The organism is Streptomyces sp. NPDC051064, assembly GCF_044455985.1.
Taxonomy (GTDB): domain Bacteria; phylum Actinomycetota; class Actinomycetes; order Streptomycetales; family Streptomycetaceae; genus Streptomyces.
In genome coordinates this window covers 245,163-269,315 of record NZ_JBITFK010000009.1, presented here as the reverse complement: position 1 = coordinate 269,315, position 24,153 = coordinate 245,163, and the positions used below count along the sequence as shown (strand labels likewise).

At 72.4% G+C, this 24,153-nt stretch carries 20 protein-coding genes and 1 pseudogene; 13 read left to right on the top strand and 8 right to left on the bottom strand.

Features of this window, described 5'->3' with window-relative positions; genetic code table 11:
• Window positions 1-456 precede the first annotated feature (456 nt).
• On the bottom strand, window positions 457-852 hold the full coding sequence (locus ACIBCU_RS30045; protein WP_362932048.1) for a DUF6355 family natural product biosynthesis protein: 396 nt from the start codon (window positions 850-852) through the stop codon (window positions 457-459).
• A 307-nt stretch (window positions 853-1,159) separates the two neighbouring features.
• Here ACIBCU_RS30045 and ACIBCU_RS30040 point away from each other — a divergent pair, with 307 nt between their 5' ends.
• The 6 genes from ACIBCU_RS30040 to ACIBCU_RS30015 all read left to right on the top strand — a co-directional run bounded on the left by ACIBCU_RS30040 (window position 1,160) and on the right by ACIBCU_RS30015 (window position 7,970).
• The gene (locus ACIBCU_RS30040) at window positions 1,160-2,737 is read left to right on the top strand and encodes a purple acid phosphatase family protein (RefSeq protein WP_399235268.1); all 1,578 of its coding nucleotides are present in this window, start codon (window positions 1,160-1,162) and stop codon (window positions 2,735-2,737) included.
• A gap of 113 nt (window positions 2,738-2,850) precedes the next feature.
• Window positions 2,851-3,123, top strand: coding sequence for a hypothetical protein (locus ACIBCU_RS30035; protein WP_362932044.1), 273 nt, complete (start codon window positions 2,851-2,853; stop codon window positions 3,121-3,123).
• Between the two features lie 267 nt (window positions 3,124-3,390).
• A complete protein-coding gene (abc-f, locus tag ACIBCU_RS30030) occupies window positions 3,391-5,088 on the top strand; it encodes a ribosomal protection-like ABC-F family protein (RefSeq protein WP_399235266.1) in 1,698 nt (565 codons plus the stop codon).
• A 114-nt stretch (window positions 5,089-5,202) separates the two neighbouring features.
• Window positions 5,203-6,003, top strand: coding sequence for an alpha/beta fold hydrolase (locus ACIBCU_RS30025; protein WP_399235264.1), 801 nt, complete (start codon window positions 5,203-5,205; stop codon window positions 6,001-6,003).
• Window positions 6,000-7,250 (top strand): SpoIIE family protein phosphatase, encoded by a 1,251-nt coding sequence (locus ACIBCU_RS30020; RefSeq protein ID WP_362932038.1) that lies wholly within the window; start codon window positions 6,000-6,002, stop codon window positions 7,248-7,250. Before ACIBCU_RS30025 ends, ACIBCU_RS30020 begins: the two co-directional genes overlap by 4 nt.
• A gap of 117 nt (window positions 7,251-7,367) precedes the next feature.
• Window positions 7,368-7,970: a TetR/AcrR family transcriptional regulator gene (locus ACIBCU_RS30015; protein WP_362932034.1), complete on the top strand. Its 603-nt coding sequence runs from the start codon at window positions 7,368-7,370 to the stop codon at window positions 7,968-7,970.
• Between the two features lie 82 nt (window positions 7,971-8,052).
• Here the strand turns inward: ACIBCU_RS30015 and ACIBCU_RS30010 are convergent, their stop codons facing one another.
• Window positions 8,053-8,562 carry an NUDIX domain-containing protein gene (locus ACIBCU_RS30010; protein ID WP_399235260.1) on the bottom strand — a complete coding sequence of 170 codons (510 nt, stop codon included), beginning with the start codon at window positions 8,560-8,562 and terminating at the stop codon, window positions 8,053-8,055.
• 208 nt (window positions 8,563-8,770) lie between these two features.
• Between ACIBCU_RS30010 and ACIBCU_RS30005 the strand changes: the two genes are divergently transcribed.
• Window positions 8,771-12,259 (top strand): phosphodiester glycosidase family protein, encoded by a 3,489-nt coding sequence (locus ACIBCU_RS30005; RefSeq protein WP_399235258.1) that lies wholly within the window; start codon window positions 8,771-8,773, stop codon window positions 12,257-12,259.
• Between the two features lie 259 nt (window positions 12,260-12,518).
• Window positions 12,519-13,277 (top strand): annotated as a pseudogene (locus tag ACIBCU_RS30000) (glycosyl hydrolase family 5); the annotation flags it as partial.
• 91 nt (window positions 13,278-13,368) lie between these two features.
• On the opposite strand, the gene ACIBCU_RS29995 reads toward ACIBCU_RS30000, so the two are convergent.
• Genes ACIBCU_RS29995 through dhaK form a run of 3 tightly spaced genes read right to left on the bottom strand, consistent with a single transcriptional unit; the run spans window position 13,369 to window position 15,425 of the window.
• The gene (locus ACIBCU_RS29995; protein ID WP_362932028.1) at window positions 13,369-13,779 is read right to left on the bottom strand and encodes a PTS fructose transporter subunit IIA; all 411 of its coding nucleotides are present in this window, start codon (window positions 13,777-13,779) and stop codon (window positions 13,369-13,371) included.
• Complete coding sequence (gene dhaL / locus ACIBCU_RS29990) at window positions 13,776-14,393, bottom strand: dihydroxyacetone kinase subunit DhaL (protein ID WP_362932026.1); 618 nt, start codon at window positions 14,391-14,393, stop codon at window positions 13,776-13,778. Before dhaL ends, ACIBCU_RS29995 begins: the two co-directional genes overlap by 4 nt.
• Window positions 14,394-14,432: 39 nt before the next feature.
• Entirely contained in the window at window positions 14,433-15,425 is a 993-nt protein-coding gene (gene dhaK / locus ACIBCU_RS29985) for a dihydroxyacetone kinase subunit DhaK (protein WP_362932024.1), read from the bottom strand.
• 254 nt (window positions 15,426-15,679) lie between these two features.
• On the opposite strand from dhaK, the gene ACIBCU_RS29980 reads away from it, so the two are divergent.
• Complete coding sequence (locus tag ACIBCU_RS29980) at window positions 15,680-16,765, top strand: NAD-dependent epimerase/dehydratase family protein (protein WP_399235255.1); 1,086 nt, start codon at window positions 15,680-15,682, stop codon at window positions 16,763-16,765.
• An 18-nt stretch (window positions 16,766-16,783) separates the two neighbouring features.
• Here ACIBCU_RS29980 and ACIBCU_RS29975 read toward each other — a convergent pair whose 3' ends face one another.
• Together ACIBCU_RS29975 and ACIBCU_RS29970 are read right to left on the bottom strand one after the other, a co-directional pair.
• Window positions 16,784-17,896: a HAMP domain-containing sensor histidine kinase gene (locus ACIBCU_RS29975; RefSeq protein ID WP_362932020.1), complete on the bottom strand. Its 1,113-nt coding sequence runs from the start codon at window positions 17,894-17,896 to the stop codon at window positions 16,784-16,786.
• 4 nt (window positions 17,897-17,900) lie between these two features.
• The gene (locus ACIBCU_RS29970; RefSeq protein ID WP_362932121.1) at window positions 17,901-18,608 is read right to left on the bottom strand and encodes a response regulator transcription factor; all 708 of its coding nucleotides are present in this window, start codon (window positions 18,606-18,608) and stop codon (window positions 17,901-17,903) included.
• Between the two features lie 181 nt (window positions 18,609-18,789).
• Between ACIBCU_RS29970 and ACIBCU_RS29965 the strand changes: the two genes are divergently transcribed.
• Genes ACIBCU_RS29965 through ACIBCU_RS29955 form a run of 3 tightly spaced genes read left to right on the top strand, consistent with a single transcriptional unit; the run spans window position 18,790 to window position 20,962 of the window.
• Window positions 18,790-19,527, top strand: a complete 738-nt coding sequence (locus tag ACIBCU_RS29965) for a glycosyltransferase family 2 protein (RefSeq protein WP_399235421.1) — start codon at window positions 18,790-18,792, stop codon at window positions 19,525-19,527.
• Complete coding sequence (locus ACIBCU_RS29960; RefSeq protein WP_399235253.1) at window positions 19,524-20,183, top strand: DUF2064 domain-containing protein; 660 nt, start codon at window positions 19,524-19,526, stop codon at window positions 20,181-20,183. The genes ACIBCU_RS29965 and ACIBCU_RS29960 overlap by 4 nt, the downstream gene beginning before the upstream one ends.
• Window positions 20,180-20,962 carry a class I SAM-dependent methyltransferase gene (locus ACIBCU_RS29955; RefSeq protein WP_362932016.1) on the top strand — a complete coding sequence of 261 codons (783 nt, stop codon included), beginning with the start codon at window positions 20,180-20,182 and terminating at the stop codon, window positions 20,960-20,962. The genes ACIBCU_RS29960 and ACIBCU_RS29955 overlap by 4 nt, the downstream gene beginning before the upstream one ends.
• 310 nt (window positions 20,963-21,272) lie before the next feature.
• On the opposite strand, the gene ACIBCU_RS29950 is transcribed toward ACIBCU_RS29955, so the two are convergent.
• On the bottom strand, window positions 21,273-22,544 hold the full coding sequence (locus tag ACIBCU_RS29950) for a molybdopterin-dependent oxidoreductase (protein ID WP_399235251.1): 1,272 nt from the start codon (window positions 22,542-22,544) through the stop codon (window positions 21,273-21,275).
• Window positions 22,545-22,708: 164 nt separating this feature from the next.
• Here ACIBCU_RS29950 and ACIBCU_RS29945 point away from each other — a divergent pair, with 164 nt between their 5' ends.
• Entirely contained in the window at window positions 22,709-24,121 is a 1,413-nt protein-coding gene (locus tag ACIBCU_RS29945) for a hypothetical protein (protein WP_399235249.1), read from the top strand.
• The last annotated feature ends 32 nt before the right edge of the window (window positions 24,122-24,153 follow it).

Sequence of the window (24,153 nt, the reverse complement as noted above, 5' to 3'; positions counted from 1 at the left end):
GAGTGATGGGCGGTCAGCGCGGCTTGCCGGCCGGACGCCGGGGCGGCCCCGGCGTCCGGCCGGGGATCTCAAGCGCGGGCGGCCGCGGCGGCGACGATCCAGGTCCGGAACTCGACGGCGTAGTGCTGCAGGTGGTGGTCCAGGACCTCGTCCGGGCACGTGACGGGGAAGTAGCCCGTCAGGTGCGCGGTGAAGCCGTCGGCGGTGTGGCGAACTGGACCAGCGCCCGCCCGACGACGGCGCCGTCGGCCAGGAAGAGGTTCGAGGACATCTTGCGCGGAAACGCGACCCGGGCCGCTTCCCCTCCCTGCACCTCGCCGACCCGTCCGTCCCCGCCGCCCAGGTGGGGTCGTTCATCGCGTACGGATTCGAACGCGCTGCCCGTGCGTCTGGGCTGACCTCCTCGAGGTGTCCTGAACGGCCCCGGCCCACCGTGGCGCGCCGTCGCGATCCGCCTCAGTGCGGCGTGTGTCCGCTCCGGACTCCGACCCGGCATCCGGCGCCGCCGATGTAGTACGCGTTGAGGTAGTTCGGACCGGCACCGGGCAGCTGCGTGGGGCCGGGGCCGACGCAGAGATGGAAGTCGTTCCCGCTTCCGCCCCCTCTGACGTCGACATGGATCAGCACGGTCGTCTCACCGCAGTGGTTGTACGCGGCGAACTGGGACTCGCGGACGCTGTACCGGAAGAACCCGCACTGTGCGGCAGAGACTGTGCCCGCCTGCCGCACCTCCGGACCGCGTGCGGATTCGGGGAAGGCCGGAGCCGCGGACGCCACGGTCGCGGCCGCGACGAGCGCGCCCGCCGTCAGTGCGAGGGCCGCACGAGGGGAACGGGGCAGGGAGAGCTTCACGGGATTTCCTTACGGTGAGCCATGACGATGGACGACCGGCTGATCGACTGTGCCTGGCGCCATGCCGCCCACCGCGCGTCGCTCACCGGCAGGAACATCTTAACTCTGGGTATATGAAGCATGACAGAATGTCACTCGAAAGTGGTGGGAAGCCACGGAGCACCGACCGCAGTACCGTGCCGGGTTTCCACCCCTCGTCCCACCCGACGACACGTCATGTTCACCATAGGGACTCATGGGGTTCTGTACGTGTAGCGTTCACTCATCCGATGGCGTGCCGTCAGGAATTCCGTGGATGTTTTCGGCCATGGACATCCCCCGTTTCGGAATCCCCGAGAAGCTCGCCGACCGCATGAGCATGGCCGAGCAGCACGAATACCTGCGCGCCCGGCTCACTCGGCGCGGTGTTCTCCGTACGAGCATGGCGACCGCGGCCGTGGCGGGCACCGGCCTGGCCTCGGGCCTCGTCTCTCCGCCCGCGTACGCCGCCGCTCCGGACGTGATCACGTCGCGGGTCCGCTCGACGCAGGTGGACGGCTCGCTGGTGGCCCCCTTCGGCCGCCACCTCGCCTACGGGGCCGACGCGAAGACCCAGATGACGGTTTCCTGGCAGGTCCCCTTCGCCGTGAAGCGGCCGTACATCCGGATCGGCCTCAAGCCGTGGGCGCTCAGCCGCAAGATCGACGCGGAGATACGGCACCTGACGACGCCTCTGCTGAACGACGGCAAGATCGCGGCCGCCGAGCAGTTCTACGTGCACGCGGCCCTGGAGCGGCTGAAGCCCGGCACGACGTACTACTACGGCGTCGGGCACGACGGATTCGACCCGGCCGACACCCGTAACCTCGGCACGCTCGGCACCCTCACCACCGCGCCCGCGCGCGCCGACTCCTTCACCTTCACGGCCTTCGGCGACCAGGGCGTCAGCTACCACGCGCTCGGCAACGACCAGCTGATCCTGGGCCAGAACCCGTCCTTCCACCTGCACGCGGGCGACATCTGCTACGCCGACCCGTCCGGCTCGGGGCAGGCCACCGACTCCTACGACGCCCGCACCTGGGACCAGTTCCTGGCCCAGACCGAGACGGTGTCCAAGACCGTGCCGTGGATGGTGACCACGGGGAACCACGACATGGAGGCCTGGTACTCGCCCGACGGCTACGGCGGCCAGAACGCCCGATGGACGCTGCCGGACAACGGCCCGGATCCGGTCGGCCAGCCCGGCGCCTACTCCTTCACGCACGGCAACGTGGGCGTGATCGCGCTCGACGCCAACGACGTCTCGTACGAGATCCCGGCCAACTTCGGTATCAGCGACGGCAAGCAGACGCGCTGGCTGGACCGGCGCCTGGGAGAGCTGAGGGCCCGGGACGACATCGACTTCGTCGTGGTGTTCTTCCACCACTGCGCGTTCTCCACGACCAACGCGCACGCCTCGGACGGCGGGGTGCGCGACGCCTGGGTGCCGCTCTTCGAGAAGCACCAGGTGGACCTGGTCATCAACGGCCACAACCATGTCTACGAGCGCACCGACGCGATCCTCAGGAACACGGTCCGCCGCGCGGTCCCGATCGGGGAGCGCACCGACCCGACGCGGGACGGCATCGTGTACGTCACAGCCGGCGGGGCGGGCAAGGCGCTGTACGACTTCCCGGCACCGGACAGCTACGAGGGCCACGTCTCGGACCTCGAGAGCGTGAACACCTACCACGTGGTCAAGGGCGGCGGAAAGGCGACCGAGACCGTGGAGTGGTCCCGGGTGCGCTACACCGGCTTCTCGTTCCTCGCGGTGGAGGTGGAGGCCGGGAGGCACCCCCGGATGAAGGTCACGGCGCTCGCCGAGTCGGGCGAGCGCGTCGACCACTTCGAGATCAGCCGCGGCTGACCTGCGGGGAACGGGCGGACCGGGTGTGCGTCGGGCGGGACGCAGGGGGTACGCGAGGGTGCGAGACCGGCCCGCCCGTACCAGCATGGGCATATACCGACGGGAGCGATGACATGACCGACCGCAGGCCCCAGGGAACCGCCTACACGGGGGCGACGGGCTGCCCGCCGCCGGTACCCGCCGACATGCCCGACCAGCAGGCGCAGGAGGGCGAGGACGCCCTCGACGTGATCCTCCCGCCGGGCGCGGAACGCCCCGAAGCGGATACGGAAGCCGGTTCCGACGCCGACAGGCCGGACCCCGACGAGGCCGGCTCGGGCCGCAGCGGCGCCCTCAATGCCGGCGTCCACCCGGAACACCCCACCCCGGACGAGTCGACAGGCTGACCCCGCTCGGCCCCGGTGGACCGTCCAGGGTCCACCGGGGGGCCGCCGCGGCATGGTTAGAATGACTGCCATGGGTTCGTACTACTTCTTTCTCTGATTCCCGGCCAGGACGCCGCCGCGCGACGCTGACCGTCGCCGCGTGACCCACCCGGTCACGCCATCGGCCGCAGTCCTCTCCGCTGTCCGACACCCCGTCCCGCAGGCGCGCTCCGTCCCTGACGTCGGTGTGCGCGCTGCCGAGGACCTGTCATTTCAGGGAAAGCACCCATGCCTCTTCAGCACCCCCGCGCCCAACTGGCCATGACCGACGTCTCGAAGGCGTACGGCGACCGGACCGTCCTCGACCTCGTGTCCCTCACCGTCCGGCCCGGGGAGAAGGCCGGCGTCGTCGGCGAGAACGGTTCCGGGAAGTCCACCCTGCTCCGCCTGATGGCCGGAGCCGAGACCCCGGACAGCGGTGACATCACCGTCAGCTTCCCCGGCGGCACCGGGTATCTCGCCCAGATCCTCACCCTCGACCCCCGCAGCACGGTCCAGGACGCCGTCGACACGGCCCTCGCCGGCCTCCGGGCCCTCGAGCGGCTGATCCGCACGGCGGAGGAGCAGATGTCCGAAGGGAACCCCACCGACGCGCAGCTCGCCGCGTACGGGGACCTGCTGGCGGCGTACGAGGAGCGCGGGGGATACCAGGCGGACGCCAGGACGGACGCCGCACTGCACGGCCTCGGGCTGGGCCACCTGTCCCGGGGCCGCGCGCTCGGGACGCTGTCCGGCGGTGAGCAGTCCCGGCTGGCCCTGGCCTGCATGCTGGCCGCGGCACCGGAACTCCTGCTCCTCGACGAGCCCACCAACCACCTCGACGCGGCCGCCGTCGCCTGGCTGGAGGACCACCTCCGCGCCCACCGGGGCACCGTTGTCGCCGTCACCCACGACCGGGCGTTCCTCGAGCGGATCACCACCGTCATCCTGGAGGTCGACCGCGACCTGCGGAGCGTCTCCCGGTACGGCGACGGATGGGACGGCTACCGCAGGGCGAAGGCCGCCGCGCGCCGCCGTTGGGCCCAGGAGCACCAGGAGTGGCTGGCCGAACTGGCCCGCACCGAAGAACTCGTGAGCGCGGCCGGCCAGCGCCTCGCCGGGACGGGCAAGGACCCCGGGCAGGGCTTCGGCAAGCACCGCAGGTCGCACGAGGCCAAGCTGTCGGGCCAGGTCAGGTCCGCCAGGACCCGCCTCGAAGCGCTGCGCCGCTCACCCGTCCCGGCGCCACCCCGGCCGCTGCGCTTCACCGCCGACCTCGCTCTGGCCGGCGGGGCAGGCTCCCCGGCGGACGGGGACGGCAACACGTCCCCCCTGGCCGAGCTGGAGGCGGTCCTCGTCGGCGATCGTCTGGACCTGCCCTCCCTGCGCGTCGAGCCGGGCCGACGGCTCCTGGTCACCGGGCCCAACGGCGCGGGGAAGACCACACTTCTGCGCGTCCTGGCCGGTGACCTCGCACCGGACGCCGGAGCGGTCCGACGCCGGGGCAGGATCGGCTACCTCCCGCAGGAACTCCCCGCGCGGCCGACCCGCCGCACCCTGCTCGCCACCTTCGCCGCCGGACGCCCGGGGTTCCCCGACGAGTACGAGGACGAACTCCTGGCCCTCGGCCTCTTCCGTCCGGAAGACCTGACCGTGCCCGTGGCGGCCCTCTCCATCGGCCAGCAGCGCAGGCTCGCCCTGGCACGGCTGGTGACCCGCCCGGCGGACCTGCTGATCCTGGACGAGCCGACGAACCACATCGCGCTCGACCTGGTCGAGGAGCTGGAGGCCGCGCTCGACCGGTACGAAGGCGCGGTCGTGGTCGTGTCGCACGACAGGGCCTTCCGCGGCCGCTTCACCGGCGAACGCCTGGAACTCCGGTCGGGCCGCGCGGTGACGGACCCGGGAATCCACGCCTCGGAGGCGGTGGCCCCCTCGCGTACGTAGTGTGCAGACGCTCACGGACACCGCCTGCCCGCCACGGAATCGTGATCCGCCCTGGTGGGCGCCGGTCGCCCGGCAGACCAGGCCGCGAGGTGCAGGGGGTGTCAGGATGTCCGTATGGACGTGCGAAAGAGAAACCGGGTACGGGTGACAGGCCGGGAGAGCGGCCCGGTGGTGATGCTCGCCCACGGTTTCGGCTGCGATCAGAATCTCTGGCGTCTTGTCGCGCCCGCGCTGGAGAAGCGCTTCCAGGTGGTCCTGTTCGATCATGTGGGGGCGGGGGCCTCCGATGCGTCGGCCTGGAGCCCCGAGCGGTACTCCACCCTGGACGGCTATGCGCAGGACGTCATCGACATCTGCCAGGAGCTCGGCCTCGGGCCCGTGACCTTCGTCGGGCATTCGGTCAGTTCCATGATCGGTGTGCTCGCCGCCGTGCAGGAGCCCGGGCTGTTCGAGAAACTGATCCTCCTCACCCCCTCGCCGTCGTACATCGACGACGGCGACTACCGGGGCGGATTCAGTGAGCAGGACATCGACGAACTGCTCGAGTCACTGGACAGCAACTACCTGGGCTGGTCCGCGACCATGGCACCGGTGATCATGGGAAACCCGGACCGCCCCGAACTGGGGGAGGAGCTGACCAACAGCTTCTGCCGAACGGATCCCGAGATCGCCCGGGTCTTCGCGAGAGCCACCTTCCTGTCCGACAACCGGGCGGATCTCCCCAAGGTGACCGTCCCGACGTTCATCGCCGAGAGCGCGCGCGACACGATCGCCCCGCGTGAGGTGGGCGCCTTCGTCCACGCACAGATCCCCGGCAGCGAGCTGGTCACTCTGGACTCGACGGGCCACTGCCCCCAGCTGAGTGCCCCCGAGGAGACTGCCGAGGCGATCATCGCCTTCGTGCAGGGGCCGTGACCGTGCACCCGGGCGGCGACGGGAGCGACGGATCGTGGCCGGCGGAGGACCGTGACCAGGAATCGCCGGCGTTCTCCGCTCTGCTGGAGGACAGCGTGGAGGACCTGTACGAGAACGCGCCGTGCGGCTACCTCTCCACACTGATGGACGGGCGGATCGCCAAGATCAACGGAACGCTCCTGAAATGGCTCGGCCACCGTCGCGAGGACCTGGTGGGCCACAGACACTTCTCCGACCTGCTGACCATCGGCGGCAGGCTGTACCACGAGACGCACTTCTCACCGCTGCTGCGGATGCAGGGCGAGGTCAACGGCGTCGCCCTGGAACTCAAGGCCGCGGACGGCACCCGGCTGCCCGTCCTGGTCACCTCCACCGTCAAGCGGGACGACGACGGCGAACCACTGCTGATCCGCACCACCCTCCTCGACGCCCGGGACAGGCGTACCTACGAGCGTGAACTCCTGCGGGCCCGGCAGGAGGCCGAGCACGACCGCGAACGCCTGCAACGCCTCGCCACGACCCTGCAGCGCACCCTGATCCCGCCGGCCATCGAACCGGTTCCGGGCATGGAAGCCGCCGCGCACTACCACTTCGCATCCCCCGACGAGGTGGGCGGCGACTTCTACGATCTGTTCCCGCTGGCCGGAGGCTGGGGATTCTTCATGGGGGACGTGCGCGGCAAGGGCGCGGACGCGGCCGTGGTGACGTCGTTGGCGCGGTACACCCTGCGAGCCGCGGCGGTCTCCGATCCCGTACCGGCCAGAGTCCTGGCCAACCTCAACACCGCGCTCAACCACCAGGTCCAGGAGGATGAACCACTCTTCTGCACCGTGATCTTCGGCCTGCTCACGCCCGAGGAGGACGACGTCGGATTCCATGTCGTCCTGGCCGGCGGTGGCCACCCTCCGGCCGTGCTGCTCCGGGCCGACGGCAGCGCCGACTACCTGCCCACCCCGGGCGGCCAGCTGGTCGGGGTCGTGGCGGACGCGCAGTTCACCACGGCCACCCTGGACCTGCGTCCCGGTGACACCCTGCTGCTCTACACCGACGGCCTGACCGAGGCCCGTACCTGGGACCCGGGTGAACGCTACGGCGACGAAGCACTCCTGGACTTCGCGCGGTCCCTCGCACCCACCTCTGCGCCCGGTGCCGTCAGGGCGCTCACCGCACTGCTGGACTCGTTCGGCGAGGGACTCGACGACGACACCGCGCTCCTGGCGATGAGCGTGCCCCCGGGCGAGCGGTGAGGGGACGGAGCGCGTTGTACATCTGGGTCCGCCAGCCGCTCCGGCCGGACGGGACCGTCGTGTCGCCGAGCCGGCTGCCGTCGGCCCAGGTGCGGCCGCCGTCGAAGCTGCGGACACGTGCCGTTGACCCGCAAGGGCGCCGCCACCAGGCAGCGCATCGTCGAGGGCGCCGCCGGGCAGATCCGCGAACAGGGGGTGTTCGCGGTGAGGCTGGAGGACGTCATGGCCCGCACCGCGACCAGCAAGAGCCAGCTCTTCCACTACTTCCCCGGTGGAAAGGACGACCTGCTCCTGGCCGTGGCCCGGCACGAGGCGGACCGGGTGATCGAGGACCAGCAGCCGGAGCTCGGCTCCCTCACGTCCTGGGACGCCTGGTACCGGTGGCGCGAGAAGGTCCTCGCGCGCTACCGCACCCAGGGCAGCGACTGCCCCCTGCACACCGCTCTCGCTCAGATCGGCGGGGCCACGGAGGCCACCGGGGCCGTGGCCGGTGAACTGCTCGACCGGTGGCAGCGGCAGCTCGCCGCGGGTATCCGCCATCTGCAGGCCGAGGGCGGGACCGCCCCTGGCCTGGACGCCGACCGGGAGGCAGCGGCCCTGCTGGCCGGCATCCAGGGCGGGGTGCTGATCCTCATGATCACGGGTGCCTCCACCCACCTGGAGGCCGCCCTCGACGCGGGCATCGCACACCTGCGCGCCGCCGGTCGACAGGACCGCTGACCGCCCCGACGTCCAGCGCACCAAGACCCGCGGGACGAAGCCGCGCCACGCCCGGAAATGCCGACAGAGCCCCTCCGGTCCGCTATGTCACACCCCTGTGGGCGCGGCTCTCGCGTACGTGGGCACGCAACCGTTCCACGAAGACCCGCTGGCCCGCCACCAGCCGCTCGAGCGCGTCGTCCGGTGCGCACCAGGCGAATCTGTCCATCTCCGGGAACTCCCGCAGCACACCGGACCCCCTCGGCCACTCCATGGTGAACGTGCCCGGGGTCGCCTCGTCAGGGTCCACCTCGGCCTCCACTGCCCATACGGTCACGGTCTTGCCGCCGAACTGGCGGGTCTCTCCCAGCGGTACCCAGGCGCCGTCGGGGAGGGGCAGTCCGAGTTCCTCCTCGAACTCCCGGCGCGCGGCGGCGGCGGGCTCCTCGTCGGCTTCGTACTCGCCCTTGGGGATGGACCAGGCCGCCGACTCGCGACGAGCCCAGAACGGTCCGCCCATATGGCCGATCAGGACCTCTGCGTCCGGTCGGCCGTCGTCGCCCGCGACGATCCGGAAGAGCAGAAGTCCCGCGCTGCGCTTGACTGTCGACATGTCGTCAAGTGTGCGGGGCGATGGGGCGGAAGGCCACCGGTCCAGGGACCCGCAGGGGGCGCGGCGCGGGACCTCCCGGGGTCACCCCTTCGCCGCGTCCTGTTCCTCCTGATGTCCCCGTTGTCCTCTGGTGCGTCCCACCGAGCGCCGTCATGCTGTCCGCCGACAGCGCTTTCCACGCGTAATCCGCTCTGCACCAGGAGGATTTGTGGGCCTTGGCACCTTCCGCAGCGCCCTGCGGCCGTTCGTGCTGCTGGCGACCGTGGCGGCGACGGCGCTCGGGGTCGTCGCACCCGCGGCAGCCGACTCCACCCCGGACCCCCGCCCTCACACCACCGCCGAGATCCTCAGACCCGTCGCGCCACCGCCCGCGAGCGGCCCGTCCGGCGAGGCGAGATCCGTCGTGGACGGCGACGGCATCGAGACCGCCCGTGCCTCCCGCCCCGTCGCCCCCGGCGTACGTCTGAGCTCGTACGACCGCCTCGAGTCCGACAAGTGGCTGCGGGTCGACACCCTCTCCGTCGACCTGGACGGCAGCGGAGTGCGCGCCGACTACCTCTCCTCGGGCAAGGTCGCGGACCGGCGTACGGTCTCGGAGCTCGCGGCCGGGCACGATCCGGGGCCGGGCCGCCGTACCGTCGCCGCGATCAACGCGGACTTCTTCGACATCAACCAGACCGGAGCGCCCCAGGGCCCCGGGGTCCAGGACGGCCAAACGGTCCACTCCCCGGCCCCGGGGGTCAACCGCGCGGTGGGCATCGGGCCGCAGAACGCGGGCCGGATCCTGGAGCTGTACTTCGACGGCACGCTGACCCTCCCCTCGGGAGCGCACCCACTGGCCGCGTACAACGCCGCGAACGTACCGGCCCAGGGCGTGGGTGCCTACACCTCCGCCTGGGGCAGCGCCGACCGCGCGCTGACCGTCGACGACGCGCGGCCCGTCGCCGAAGTGGCCGTGCGCGACGGCAAGGTCGTCTCCGTGTCGGACACCCCGGGATCGGGACCCGTGCCCGAGGACACGGTGGTCCTCGTCGGCCGTGAGGCCGGGGCCGCCCTGCTGACCGCGCTGCAGCCCGGCGACCCGGCCGGCATCGCATACCGGGCACGCACCGACGGCGGGGCCGTGCCACGCACCGCCGTGGGCGGCCGGGAGCTGCTCGTCGTCGACGGGGCGGCGCAGAACCACGACGGTGAGGGCAACAACACCGCGGCGCCCCGCACCGCTGTCGGGTTCTCCGAGGACGGCCGGACCATGCAGGTCATCACCGTCGACGGCCGGCAGACCGACAGCGGCGGTGTCACCCTCACCGAGCTGGGCGAGATGATGCGCAGGGCAGGCTCGTACAGCGCTCTGAACCTCGACGGCGGAGGTTCGTCGACGCTCGTCGCCCGCGAGCCGGGCAGCGACGCGCTCCAGGTGGAGAACAGCCCGTCCGACGGCAGTGAGCGCACCGTCCCCAACGGTCTCGCCCTGACCGCCCCCGACGGCAGCGGACGGCTCGAAGGATTCTGGGTCGGGACCCGTACGCCGGCCGGCGCCGCCCCCGGCGACGACCCGGTCGCCGGCGGTCACCCCGAGCGGGTCTTCCCCGGCCTGACCCGCCGGCTCACCGCGGCCGGATACGACGAGACGTACGGCCCCGCAGCGGGCGCACCGCGCTGGCGTGCCGTCGACGGGGCGGTGGGCAGCGTCGACGCCCGGGGCACGTTCACCGCACGCCGCGGCGGAACGACCGAGGTCCGGGCGGAACGGGCGGGCGCCCACGGCGTGACCCGGCTCACCGTCCTCGACCGGCTGGCCCGGATCCGTTCCACCACCGAGCGTGTCGGCCTGGCGGACAAGGAGGCCACCGGCGTCTTCGGCATCGTAGGACTCGACGCCCACGGCACGAGTGCTCCCGTCGAGCCGGGGGACATCACCCTCGACTACGACCACACGTTGTTCGCCGTCGACGACGACGGCCGCGGGTCCTTCACCGTGAGGTCACTCACCGGCTCCGGAGCGGGACAGATCAAGGCCACCGTGGCGGGCGTCAGTACGCTCCTCGCGGTGAGCGTCGGTCTCACGGAGCAGACCGTGTCGGACTTCGAGGACGCCGGATCCTGGAAGTTCAGCCAGGCCCGCGCGGAGGGTTCGCTCGCCGCGACGCCGGACGGGCACACCGGCACCGGTCTCCGGCTCACCTACGACTTCACCCGCTCGACGGCGACACGCGCCGCCTACGCCACCCCGCCGGAGCCGGTCGTCGTGCCGGGCCAGCCGCAGGCGTACACGCTCTGGATCAAGGGAGACGGCAACGGCGCCTGGCCGACCCTGCACCTCAAGGACGCCGCAGGCTCCGACCAGCTGCTGCGGGGGCCGTACATCACCTGGACCGGCTGGCGGCAGGTCACCTTCGCCGTGCCGGCCGGCGCCGTGATGCCGCTGTCCTTGTCCCGCTTCTACCTCGCGGAGACCGCCGCGGCCAAGCAGTACACCGGCGAGATCGTCATCGACGGCCTGACCGCCCAGGTGCCGCCCACCGTCGAACTGCCCGAACAGGCGCGACCGGCGGACCCGTTGATCGACCCCGCGGCCGTCACCGAAGCCCGGGACTGGCAGTTCGCGGTGATGTCGGACGCCCAGTTCGTCGCGCGCGAACCGGACAGCGCCATCGTCCGGCAGGCCCGTCGCACCCTGCGCGAGATCAAGGCGGCGCGGCCCGACTTCCTGGTCGTCAACGGCGACCTCGTCGACGAGGGGTCGCCCGCCGACCTCGCCTTCGCACACCAGGTCCTCGACGAGGAGCTCGGCGACTCGCTGCCCTGGTACTACGTACCGGGCAACCACGAGGTGATGGGCGGGAAGATCGACAACTTCATCGAGCAATTCGGCCCGGCCCGGCGGACGTTCGACCACAAGGGAACCCGGGTCCTCACGCTCGACACGTCGAGTCTCAGCCTGCGCGGCGGCGGCTTCGCCCAGATCGAGGAGGTGCGCGCCCAGTTGGACGCGGCGGCGAAGGACCGGTCCGTGGGCTCCGTGATGCTGATCGAGCACGTGCCCCCGCGCGACCCGACCGTGCAGAAGGGAAGCCAGCTGAGCGACCGCAAGGAAGCCGCCCTCGTCGAACGGTGGCTCGCGGACTTCCGGCGTACGACCGGCAAGGGGGCGGCCCTCATCGGCAGCCACGTCGGGGTCTTCCACGCCTCGCACGTGGACGGGGTCCCGTACCTGGTCAACGGGAACTCCGGCAAGTCGCCGGCAGGCCCCGCGGACGAGGGCGGCTTCACCGGCTGGTCCCTGATCGGCGCCGACCGCGTCTCGCCCGGCGAACAGTCGGCGGCGCGCCACCGGCCGTGGCGGGGCGGACCCGACTGGGTCTCCGCGCAGACGCGCGCGCACGTGGACGCACTGGCCCTTGACGCCCCCTCCACGCTCGTCGCGGGGGAGCGGACGAAGGTGAGTGCGCACGTCACCCAGGGCACGCGGACCGTGCCCGTCGGCTTCCCGCTCAGCGCGGACTGGACCGGTTCGCCCAACGTCCGCGTCGGGGACGCGGATGACGCCCGCCGCCACATCGCGACGCTGGACCCCGCCACGGGCACGCTCACCGCCCTACGGCCGGGCGCCGTCACGCTCGCCGTGACCGTCAACGGTGTCACCCGGCAGGCGCAGATCCGGATCGGGGCCGGGGCGGTGGCGCCCGCCGCCTGACGCTCTGTCGCGCTCCGCGCCACCGCACGGCTCCCGGCCCTGGCCCTGGAGCCGTGCGGTGTTTCCCCGTGGTGTTCCGGCACGCGCAGGGTGTTGGGATTTGGTGGTGACCGAGCCTTGCGTGGAATCACACCAGCCCCATAGGTTCCACGCTGGAATGGAGTGGGAGCGCTCCCAGTCCGGCCCTGCCGGGTCGTCCCAGGCGCCTCGGCCCTACCGAAGGGACATCATGAAGAGCCCCATCCGCTTTCTCCGGTCCATGAGCACCAAAGCCGGCGCGGCCTGCGTGGCGCTGGCCTCGTGCGCGGCCCTCGCCACCGCGGTCGCACCCGCGCACGCCGACACCCCGCTCTGCGAGCAGTACGGTTCGGCCGTCGTCCAGGGCCGGTACGTGGTGCAGAACAACCGTTGGGGCATCGCCGAGGAGCAGTGCGTCAACGTGACGGCGAACGGCTTCGAGGTGACCCGGGCCGAGGGCTCGGTGCCGACCGACGGGGCGCCGAAGTCGTACCCCTCCGTCTTCAACGGCTGCCACTACACGAGCTGTTCACCCGGGACGAAGCTTCCGGCCCAGCTCAGCTCGGTCGGCGGCGCGCCGACCAGCATCACGTACAAGTACGTCGACAACGCGGTCTACGACGCGGCCTACGACATCTGGCTCGACCCCACGCCCCGTACGGACGGCGTCAACCGCACCGAGATCATGATCTGGTTCAACCGGGTGGGACCCGTCCAGCCGGTGGGCTCACGGACCGGGTCCGCCACGGTCGCCGGACGCGGCTGGGAGGTGTGGACGGGCAACAACGGCGGCAACGACGTGATCTCGTTCGTGGCCCCCTCCGCGATCGCGAGCTGGAGCTTCGACGTCATGGACTTCGTCGACGAGACCGTCACCCGGGGCATGGCGCAGCCCTCCTGGTATCTCACCAGCGTCCAGGCCGGGTTCGAACCGTGGCAGGGCGGAGCCGGCCTCGCCGTCACCTCTTTCTCCTCGACCGTCGACACCGCCGGCGCCGAGCGGTCGACGGCGCGTCCCGCACGGTGACCTGAGCCCGGCTGCCGGACCTGCGCCGGCGCTCCACCCCACGGGGGCGCCGGCGCAGCTGTCCTCATGCCTTCCGGTAGCCGTAGGCGTCCGTGGCCGCCGCCTCCACGGTGTCGAGGTCGCCCCCCGCCGACGCCGTCACCAGAGCGGCGACCGCGCCCTCCACGAACGGGGCGTCCACCAGACGTGCCCCGTCGGGCAGCTCGTCGCCCTCCGCCAGCATGGACTTCACGGTGAGCACCGCGCTCCCGAGGTCCACGAGCAGCGCGACCCCGACACCCCTGTCGACCGTCCTCGCCGCCTCGGCGATCAGCTCCGCACTCGTCCCCAGGCCTCCGGCCGAGGTGCCCCCGGCCGCCGCCACCGGTGCCGTCGCGCCACCGGCCGCGAGCCCCCTGGCCAGCTCGACGACGGCCTCCGCCACCGGTCCGCTGTGCGAGACGAGAACGATCCCCACCTGCTGCGCGTCGCTCATGCGCCGCCCCCGGCGCTCGGTTCCGCGGCCTCGACGAGCGCCCCGACGAGCAGCGCCGCCGAGGCGGCCCCCGGATCCTGGTGCCCGATGCTGCGCTCGCCCAGATAGCTGGCCCTGCCCTTGCGCGCCAGGAGCGGCACGGTCGCCAGAGCACCGGCCAGCGCCGCGTCGCGGGCCTCCTCGAACGAGGAGCCCAGCACCTCGACGGCCGGGAGCAGCGCGTCGAGCATCGTCTTGTCGCCCGCCTGCGCCCCGCCGAGCTGGGCCACCGCGGCCACGCCCGCCCCGAGGGCCTCCGCCAGCTGAGCCGGGGTCACCTCCGTCGCGTCGCCCAGCGTCTTTCCGGTACGGCGCAGGAGAGTTCCGTACAGCGGCCCCGACGCCCCGCCGACCGTGGAGATCAGATGACGGCCGGCCAGCGTCAGCACCGCCCCGGGCGCCGCCGGGGCCTCCTTGTCGAGGACGTCGCTCACCGCCGCGAAACCGCGCCGCATGTTGCTCCCGTGATCGGCGTCCCCGATCGCGGCGTCGAGCTCGGTCAGCCGGTCCGACTCACGGTCGACGGCAGCCGCGGTGGCGGCCATCCAGCGACGGAAGAAATCGGTGTCGAGCACAAGTTCTCCTGTTCCTCACACACGGTGGAAATGTTCCGTTCACCGGCCCCAGCGGAGCGCGGGCGTCTGTACCGGCGCGTCCCAGAGCCGTACCATCTCCTCGTCCACCTGGCAGAGCGTCACCGAACAGCCTGCCATGTCGAGCGACGTCACGTAGTTGCCCACCAGCGTACGAGCCACCGTCACGCCCCGTTCCGACAGCACCCGCTGCACCTCGGCATTGAAGCCGTACAGCTCCAGCAGCGGCGTCGCGCCCATCCCGTTGACCAGCACCAGCACGGGGCCGCTGGGCCGCAGATCCTCCAGCACGGCGTGGACCGCGACGTCGGCGATCTCCCCGGAGGTCATCATCGGGCGGCGTTCCCGGCCGGGCTCACCGTGGATGCCGATCCCCAACTCCAGTTCGCCCGGAGGGAGATCGAAGGTCGGCGTGCCCTTCGCCGGGGTGGTGACGGAGCTGAGCGCCACCCCGAAGCTCCGCGAGGACTCGTTCACCCGCCGGGCCATGGACTCCACCCGCTCCAGCGGCGCACCCTCGTCGGCGAGTGCGCCGGCGAGCTTCTCGACGAACAGCGTCGCCCCCGTGCCCCGCCGCCCCGCGGTGAAGGTGCTGTCGGACACCGCCACGTCGTCGTCGACGAGGACCCGGGCCACCTGGACGCCCTCGTCCTCGGCGAGCTCGGCGGCCATGTCGAAGTTCAGCACGTCCCCCGTGTAGTTCTTCACGACGAACAGCACGCCCGCACCGCCGTCGACCGCGGCCGCCGCCCGCACCATCTGGTCAGGCACCGGCGAGGTGAAGACCTCCCCGGGACACGCAGCCGACAGCATCCCGGGCCCGACGAACCCCGCGTGCAGCGGCTCGTGCCCTGACCCGCCGCCGGACACGAGCCCCACCTTGCCGGCCATCGGGGCGTCGCGCCGGACCACGAGACGGTTCTCGGGGTCCACGACGAGTTCCGGATGGGCGGCGGCCATTCCGCGGAGTCCGTCCGCGACGACGGTCTCCGGCACGTTGATGAGCATGCGCAACGGTTCCTCCTGGGAGAGCGACGGCAGGCCGGTGATTCCGGCCGGCCGTGGGCGTGAATCCGGTCCACCGGTCAGGTGCGTACGGCACCCAGTATCGAAGAGACCCGTGTGATCGGGAAGCGACGCGTCGGGGGACGCACCACCGAGTCGTCGGCGGCCGTCCGCGCGTCTCCCGCCGCCCAGGGTCTTACGGTCCGGTGACGCCCGCGTGCCGCACCGCCTTTCCCGTCTCCGGGCGGCCTAGCGTGGCGGCCATGCGTGTACTGGTCACCGGCGGAGCCGGGTTCATCGGGTCGTACATCGTCCGGACTCTGGCCTCCGGCGGGCACGAGCCGGTGATCCTCGACGCACTGCTGCCCTCCGCCCACGGACCCGCCCGGTCCGGGACCCCCGCGGCCGGCCACCCCCCGCCGCCGGGTGTCCGGACGATCGTCGCGGACGTACGCGACCGGGATGCGGTGGCCGGAGCGCTGTCCGGGGTCGACGCCGTCTGCCACCAGGCGGCGATGGTTGGCCTCGGCAAGGACTTCGCCGACGCCCCGGAGTACGTCGGGTGCAACGACCTCGGCACCGCCGTGCTGCTCGCCGGGATGGCGGCGGCCGGGGTCCGGGACCTGGTGCTCGCCGGCTCGATGGTGGTCTACGGCGAAGGGCGTTACGACTGCCCCCGGCACGGCTGCGTCAGGCCGGGCCCCAGGGCTGTCGCAGACCTCGACGCCGGACGGTTCGAGCCGCGCTGTCCGGCCTGCGGCGCGGCACTCGTCCCCGGTCTGGTCACCGAGGAGGCAGCCGGCGACCCCCGCAACGTCTACGCCGCGACCAAGCTCGCACAGGAACACCTCGCCGCCGCCTGGACACGCGCGACGGGCGGGCGGGCCGTCGCGCTGCGCTACCACAACGTGTACGGCCCCGGGATGCCGAGGGACACCCCGTACGCGGGTGTCGCGTCCTTCTTCCGTTCGGCCCTGGCCCGGGGCGAGGCCCCCCGGGTGTTCGAGGACGGCGGCCAGCGGCGCGACTTCGTGCACGTACGGGACGTGGCGGCGGCCAACGCCGTGGCGCTCGCGGCGCTGGGGGAGCGCGAGCCGGGCAGCTTCGACGCCTACAACACGGGAAGCGGCACACCGCACACCATCGGCGAGATGGCCCGGGCCCTGGCGGCGGCCCACGGCGGCCCCGCCCCCGTCGTCACCGGTGAGTACCGGCTCGGGGACGTCCGCCATGTGACCGCGGATTCGCGCCGCCTCCGCGACGAGCTCGGCTGGAAGCCTGAGACGGAGTTCGGCGAGGGGATGCGGGAATTCGCCACGGCGCCGCTGCGGGCGAAAGGGGGTCGGTGAGGCATGGCCGGGGGCGGCTCAGCCCGAAGCGGCAGGAAGGGTGACTTCGAAGCAGCAGCCACCCGCCACGTTCCGTACGTCCGCGCGGCCGGAGTGCGCCTCGACGATCCCACGGACGATGGCAAGTCCGAGGCCCGCCCCCGCAGGCGGCGTACGGGCCGGGCTGCCCCTCCATCCCGTATCGAACACGCGCGCAAGGTCCTCCTCGGGGATCCCGCCGCACCCGTCGGTCACCGAGAGCACGAGACCGTCGGGTGAGCGCTGCGCGGCCACCGCGACCGTTCCGTCGGCGGGGGTGCGCCGGATCGCGTTGATCAGGAGGTTGCCCAGGACCCGGCTCATCTCCTTGGTGTCGACCTCCACGGGGACGGCGTCCACCCGGTCACCGACGAGGCGGACCCCGTGTTCACGGGCCAGCGGATGGGCCCCGGCGAGCGCGTCGCCGACCAGGTCGTGGGCGGACACCCGGGCCGGGGTCAGCGTGAGCGACCCGGCGTGGATCCGGGAGAGTTCGAAGAGATCACCGACCATGTCGTTCATGCGCTCAACCTCCCTGCGTATCTGCCGCAGATAGCGGCCGGAGTCCGGGGCCACGCCGTCCTCCAGGGCCTCGGACATGGCGCGCAGCCCGGTCAGCGGGGTCCGGAGATCGTGCGAGATCCAGGCGACGAGCTCCCGGCGTGATCTCTCCAGGGCGCGCTCGCGCTCCCGGGAGCTTTCGAGCTTCGCGCTCGTCGCCGCCAGTGCACGGGTGAGCGCGGCGAGTTCCGCGGTGGCCTGCCCCTCCGGGGCCGCGAACGTCCCCCCTTCGCCGAAGTCGCGGGCGGCCAGCGTGAGGTCCCGGCTCCTGGCCGCCACCCAGCGGCCCAGCAGCATCGCTGTCGCGAGGGAGACGGCGGCGGCCATGGCGACGACGGTCGTCACCACCGTCAGGTCGTGCGGGGAGAGGAACATCGCCCAGGCCACGGTCAGGGTCCCGGCGAGCATCGCCGTCACGGCCACCGCGGCGACGACGGCCAGAGAGACCGCCAGGGGGCGGTGCCGGAGCAGCCGCAGGGCCAAGGCGCCCAGCAGCCCTGCCGCGGCGGCGCCCAGAAAGGCGAGGAGGGCGATGAGCAGGAGGTCGGACATGTACTCAGTTCCCGGGAGCGTCGTCGTCCGGCAGATCCATGCGGTAACCGACGCCCCACACCGTCTGGATCAGAGTGGGACGGGCGGGGTCGCTCTCGACCTTGCCGCGCAGCCTGCGCACATGGACCGTCACCGTCGAGAGGTCGCCGAAGTCCCAGCCCCAGACCTCCCGCATCAGCTCCTCACGGGCGAAGGCCTGTCCCGGGTGGCTCAGGAAGAACGCGAGCAGATCGAACTCCCGGAGTGTGAGAGCGAGATCCCTCCCGTCACGGGTCGCACGGCGGGCGAGCGGCTCCAGGCAGAGCCCGGCACCGCCCAGCCGGGTGGGCGAGGACACCTCCGCCCGCCGGCCCCGGCGAAGCACCGCGTCCACACGCAGCACGAGCTCACGTGGGCTGAAGGGCTTGGTCACGTAGTCGTCCGCGCCGGTCTCCAGACCGAGGATCCTGTCGTCCTCGTCCCCTCGCGCGGTGAGCATGATGACGGGCACGGGCCCCTGCGCGCGCATACGGCGGCACACCTCGAAGCCGTCCATACCGGGCAGCATCAGGTCGAGCACCACCAGATCGGGCCGCAGGGCCCCGAAGCGTTCCAGTGCCGCCGGGCCGTCGTCCGCCCGCTCGACGTCGTAGCCCGCGCGTCCCAGATACCCGGCGGCGACCTCCGCGACCGTCGGATCGTCGTCCACGACGAGGATCCGGCCGTGCGACATGCCGTCCCCGCGTGCGTCCGTTGATTCGGCACGGCGGCGCGGAGGGGAGGAGATGTTCTGCATGGTGCCCACTGTGGCATCACCGGCCGTCCGTCCGGACGGCCTCCGGCCGCCACACGGTCGACGTCCACGTTTCGTAAGAACCTGAAGCCCGAAATGCCGGATTCCCCTCCGTAGGGTGATCGACGTGACCGAATCTGCACCGGCGGAACTCGCCGATCCCATCCGCGCCGACATCGTCCTGCCCTGCCTCGACGAGGCCGAGGCCCTGCCTCGCGTACTGGCCCGTGTTCCCGACGGGTGGCGGGCCATCGTCGTCGACAACGGGTCCACCGACGGCTCGGCGGACGTCGCCCGCTCGCTCGGCGCGACCGTCGTGCGCGAACCGCGCCGCGGGTTCGGCTCCGCCTGCCACGCCGGGCTGCTCGCCGCCGAGGCGGAGTACGTCTGCTTCTGCGACTGCGACGGCTCGCTCGACCCGGCCCTGCTCCCCGGCTTCGTCCGGCGGATCGCCGAGGGGGAGAGCGACCTCCTTCTCGGCCGGCGCCGCCCCACGACCCGCGGCGCCTGGCCCCTGCACGCCAGACTGGGCAACATCGCCCTGTCCGGCATGCTCCGTCGCCGTACCGGCCTCCGGCTGCACGACCTCGGTCCGATGCGGGCCGTACGCCGGGAGGCGCTGCTGGCGCTCGACCTGACGGACCGTCGCAGCGGCTACCCGCTCCAGATGGTGGTGCGCGCCTCGGACGCCGGACTGCGCGTCGCCGAGACGGATGTGCCGTACCTGCCCCGAACAGGGAAATCCAAGGTCACCGGCACGTGGCGGGGCACCTGGCACGCGGTGCGGGACATGCGTGCGGTGCTGCGGCAGCCGCAGCCGCCGGCCCTGCGGAGCGTCACGGCGGAGGCGTCCCGATGAGTGCACGGATGCCACCTGCCGGGGCGACGACGCTGCTGGTCATCGCCAAGGAGCCGGTTCCGGGCCGGGTCAAGACGCGGCTCACGCCGCCGTTCAGCCCCGGCGAGGCCGCGGAGCTCGCCGCCGCGGCCCTCGAAGACACCCTGCGGACCGTGCTCACCCTGCCCGCCCTGCGACGGGTCCTGGTGCTCGAAGGGCGCCCCGGCCCCTGGATGCCACGGGGCTACGACGTGCTGCCGCAGAGCGAGGGCGCCCTGGACGAGCGCATCGCGGCGGCGTTCGGCACCTGTACCGGGCCGGCCCTCCTCATCGGGATGGACACCCCGCAGATCACCCCGTCCCTGCTGGCGCCCGCGCTCTCCCCGGGTGGCTGGGACGGCTGCGACGCCTGGTTCGGACCGGCCGAGGACGGCGGCTTCTGGGCTCTGGGCCTGGCGGCGCCCGACCCCGGCGTCGTACGGGGCGTGCCGATGTCCCGCCCCGATACGGGCGAGATCCAGCGGGCGCGCCTGACCGGCGCGGGCCTCACCGTGCGGGACCTGCCGCAGCTGCGCGACGTGGACACCGCTGAGGACGCGCTGCACGTCGCCGCCGCCGCGCCCCACGGCCGGTTCGCCGACGCCCTCACCCGCCTGGACGGGGCGGCGGTCCGATGAGCACGGTGCTGCCGCCGGCAGGCCCGTCCCCCGCCCCCTGGGCGGCCGATCCGTACGCGCGAGCGCTGACCCGCGGCCGCGGCCCGCTCTTCCTCCGGCGGAAGGACGGATGGCTCCTGCCGCTGGACATCGAACGCTGGTGCGCTGACGCCGACGCCGCCGACCTGTCGGCGCTCCACCGAAGCGAGGGGCCGGTCATCGACATCGGATGCGGACCAGGACGACTCGTGGCAGCGCTGGCCGCGCGCGGACACCGCGCGCTGGGCATCGATGTGAGCGAGGCCGCCATCGGACGCACCCAGCGGATCGGAGGATCGGCGCTCCGCCGCAGCGTGTTCGAACCGCTGCCCGGTGAAGGCCGCTGGGGGACGGCTCTGCTCATCGACGGCAACATCGGGATCGGCGGTGACCCCCGGGCCCTGCTCCGCCGGGTCGCCGCCGTGCTGGCGCCAGGGGGACTGCTCATCACGGAGGCCGCACCCCATGACGTGGACGAGCAGGTCCAGGTACGCATCGACGACGGCGGGGGGCACGCCGGTGCGGCGCCCCACTTCCCCTGGGCCCGTGCCGGGGTGTCCGCGCTGCTCGGGTACGCCCGGTCGGAGGACTGGAAGCCAGTCGATCAGTGGGAGGCCGACGGCCGCCCGTTCCTCGCCCTGCGCCGCGCCAGGACGGTCCGTACGACCAGCCAGAGCGCCGACACGGCGAACAGCGCGGCCGTGATCAGCAGCCAGTTCCCGAGGAACCTGTCAGGGGACATCCCGCTGGCGGGCTCGTAGCGCTCCGCGTGACGCGTGATCAGAGGGAACCACATCAGCAGGAGCAGCCCGGACAGGAGCAGCGGTACGCGTACGAAGTTCACCAGCGACGGCCGCCGGGCGAGGGGGATCCGCAGGGCCCGGTCCGCCGCCGAGTACAGCGGCACCAGCACCAGGTCGTGCACCAACGCGGCGCCGAGGAACCACACCAGGATCATGAGTGTGTCCCCGTCGAGCAGCCGCACCCCCGCGTAACCGGCCAGGGCCGACGACGAGACCATCAGCAGCAGGTGAAGCGGCCCTTCCCCGTACCAGCGGCGCAGAATCCGCATCACAGCTCTCCGAACGTCAGGCGGCTCACCCATTTGGTATTCATCACGCCGGGGGCGGCCGGCACGATGACGCGCGCCGGATAGCCGTGGTCCGGTGACAGGGGCTCACCGTTGACGTCCAGCGCCAGCAGTGAGCGCGGGTCGCGCACCTGGTTGTCCCTGAGCGCCACGCTCCGGAACGGCCCGCTTCGCTGGAGGGACTCCACCAGCACCCCCGGAGGGCCGTCCGCGAAGCCGGCGAGTGCGGCCAGATCGCGCAGAGGGACCCCGCGCCACCACTGATCGGATGTCGACCAGCCCTCCACGCAGGCGATGGGCAGCGCCGCGCTGTGCTGTTCCATGGCCAGGAGCTCCGCCCGGGACAGCCGGGTCTCCCCGGCCGGCCCGACGACGGTGAGCCGCCAGCGTTCCCCCGTGTCGGCCGGAACGATGCCCACCTTCGCGGCCGTCTTGTTGATCTGGAAGCCGTTGGGCCCCGGGCCGGGTTCGGCGCCGCCGCGCGGGGTCAGCAGGGCGGTCCGCCGCAGCCCGTCGTCGAAGCTCCGGCCGGCGGAGGTCACGAGAAGGAGCAGCGACCCCGCCCCCACGACGGCGAGGGCGCCGCGCCGGGAGACGGTCGGCGGGGCGGGACGCGGCGACGCGAGTTCGTCGCTCTCCGCCGTGGGGAGACCGCGGCGCAGGACCCGTAGCGCCCGGGGGAGCTTGAGGCAGGTATGGGCGAGGAAGGCGGCGAAGAAGACCCACGCTCCGTAGAAGTGCAGGGGATAGAACGATCCGGGGAACAGGTACTCCAACTGGATGTTGAGCAGTCCCGTGACGAATTCGAAGAGCGCCCCGCCCACGAGCAGCAGCAGCGACAGGCGCTCCAGGGCATGCCCGGCCGACCGCGCCGGCGGCAGCGCGAAGAGCTTCGGGATCACCGACCACAGCTTGGCCAGGAGCACGGGCACGAGAACGATCCCGAGGGTGACGTGGATCCCCTGGGTCAGCCGGTACAGCCAGTGAGGCCCGGTGGGCCAGTCGAACAGGTAGAAGCCCAGCCATCCCTTGGCCGGTGTCTTGTCGTTCACGGCCGCGAGGTCCGGGTTGTACGCGGCGTACGACAGAAGGCCCGTGACGAACAGCAGGGTGATGCCGGCGAGGAGTACCAGGCCGAGTACGGCCGTGAACCGGACCCCGCGCACCGGACTGCGCCAGAAGGCGGGTTCGGTGGGAAGAGGGAGTCCGGGGGAGGGGAGGTGTGCACCGGTTCGCCGGCGTCTGTCGCGCATGTGCCGACGTTATGCCGGAGACGCCGCTCCCAGGGGTGTACGACTCCTGACGAAAGTCTGACGTCGGCGGTGCGGGGCGGATCACCCGCCGCAGGATCTGACGGTTGTGTGACGCGGCGGCGTCGCACCGCCCGCGGCGCCACCCTGATGCGTAGCGTGCCTGCGTGACGACCGAGGAACGCAGTGACCGCATCCGGCCCCCCGAACCCACGGTGCCCACCCCCGCCGCAGGGCCCGCCGGCCACCGTCAGGACCTGAGGGCGGCCGTGGCGGGGATCCTGCTGGTGACCGTGGCCATAGCGGTCGGATGGGTCATCCAGGAGGGTGACGGCAGCCTGCAGGTCCACTGGCCGCCCCTCCTGGCCTCCTGGGATCCGCACCTCGGCCCCGGTACCCCGGCCGCCGTGGCGGTGGCGGTGGCGGTCGTCGCCTACGGGCCACGGCTCGCGGCCGGGCTCCCCTGGCGGCGGCTGCTGCTCACCTGCTGGGCCGGCTCGGTGGCGTGGATCCTCTCGCTCGCCCTCATCGAGGGCTGGTACCGGGGGGTCGCGCGCAGGCTGACCACCAGGCACGAATACCTGCGAGTGATCGACCGCTTCGACGACATCGGCGCCGCCCTGCGCGGTTTCACCGACCACATCGTGATCGGTCCGCCGGGCAACTGGCCCGCCCACGTCGCCGGCCACCCGCCGGGCGCCACGCTCACCTTCGTCGGCCTGGACCGCGCGGGACTCGGCGGCGGCGCCTGGGCGGGCATGTGGTGCATCGTGCTCGGCGGCTCAGCCGCGGCGGCCGTCATGGTCGCGCTGCGTGCCCTGACGAGTGAACACCTCGCCCGGCGCACGGCTCCGTTCCTCGTCCTCGCCCCCTTCGCCGTCTGGACCGGCACCTCGGCGGACGGCTACTTCGCCGCCGTCGCGGCGTGGTCCGTGGCACTGCTGGCGCTCGCCGCGACCCGCACGGCCCGGCACCCGGCAGCCGCCGCGCTGGGCTCCGGACTGCTGTTCGGGCTGACCTGCTACCTCAGTTACGGTCTGACGCTCATCGCGGTCCTGCTGGCAGCCGTCCTCGTGCTGACCCGGACGGCACGCCCGCTCGGCCCCTTCACGCTCGGCGCACCGGTCGTACCCGTGGCCTTCGCCCTGGCGGGTTTCAACTGGTGGGAGGCCTACCACCTGCTCGTCGAGCGCTACTACCAGGGCGCGGGCGGGACCCGCCCCTACTCCTACTGGGTCTGGGCGAACCTCGCCTGCACCACACTCGCCGCGGGACTCGCCACCGTCGCCGGTCTGCGCCGTGCGGCAGTGTCCGCCCCCGCCGCCGTACGCGGACTGCGTCCGGGCACCACCACGGCCGCCCAGCGACTGGCGCTACTCATCCTGGCCGCGCTCCTGGCCATTGCCGCCGCGGACCTGTCCGGGATGAGCAAGGCGGAGACGGAACGCATCTGGCAGCCGTTCGTCGTCTGGCTGATGCCCGCCGCCGCTCTGCTTCCGGACATCGGCACGCGCCGCTGGCTCGCCGCCCAGGCCGTCCTCGCGCTGCTCGTCAACCACCTGCTGTGGACCGGGTGGTGAGCGACGGCGCGGGCGCCCGGGGGACGGGTTCC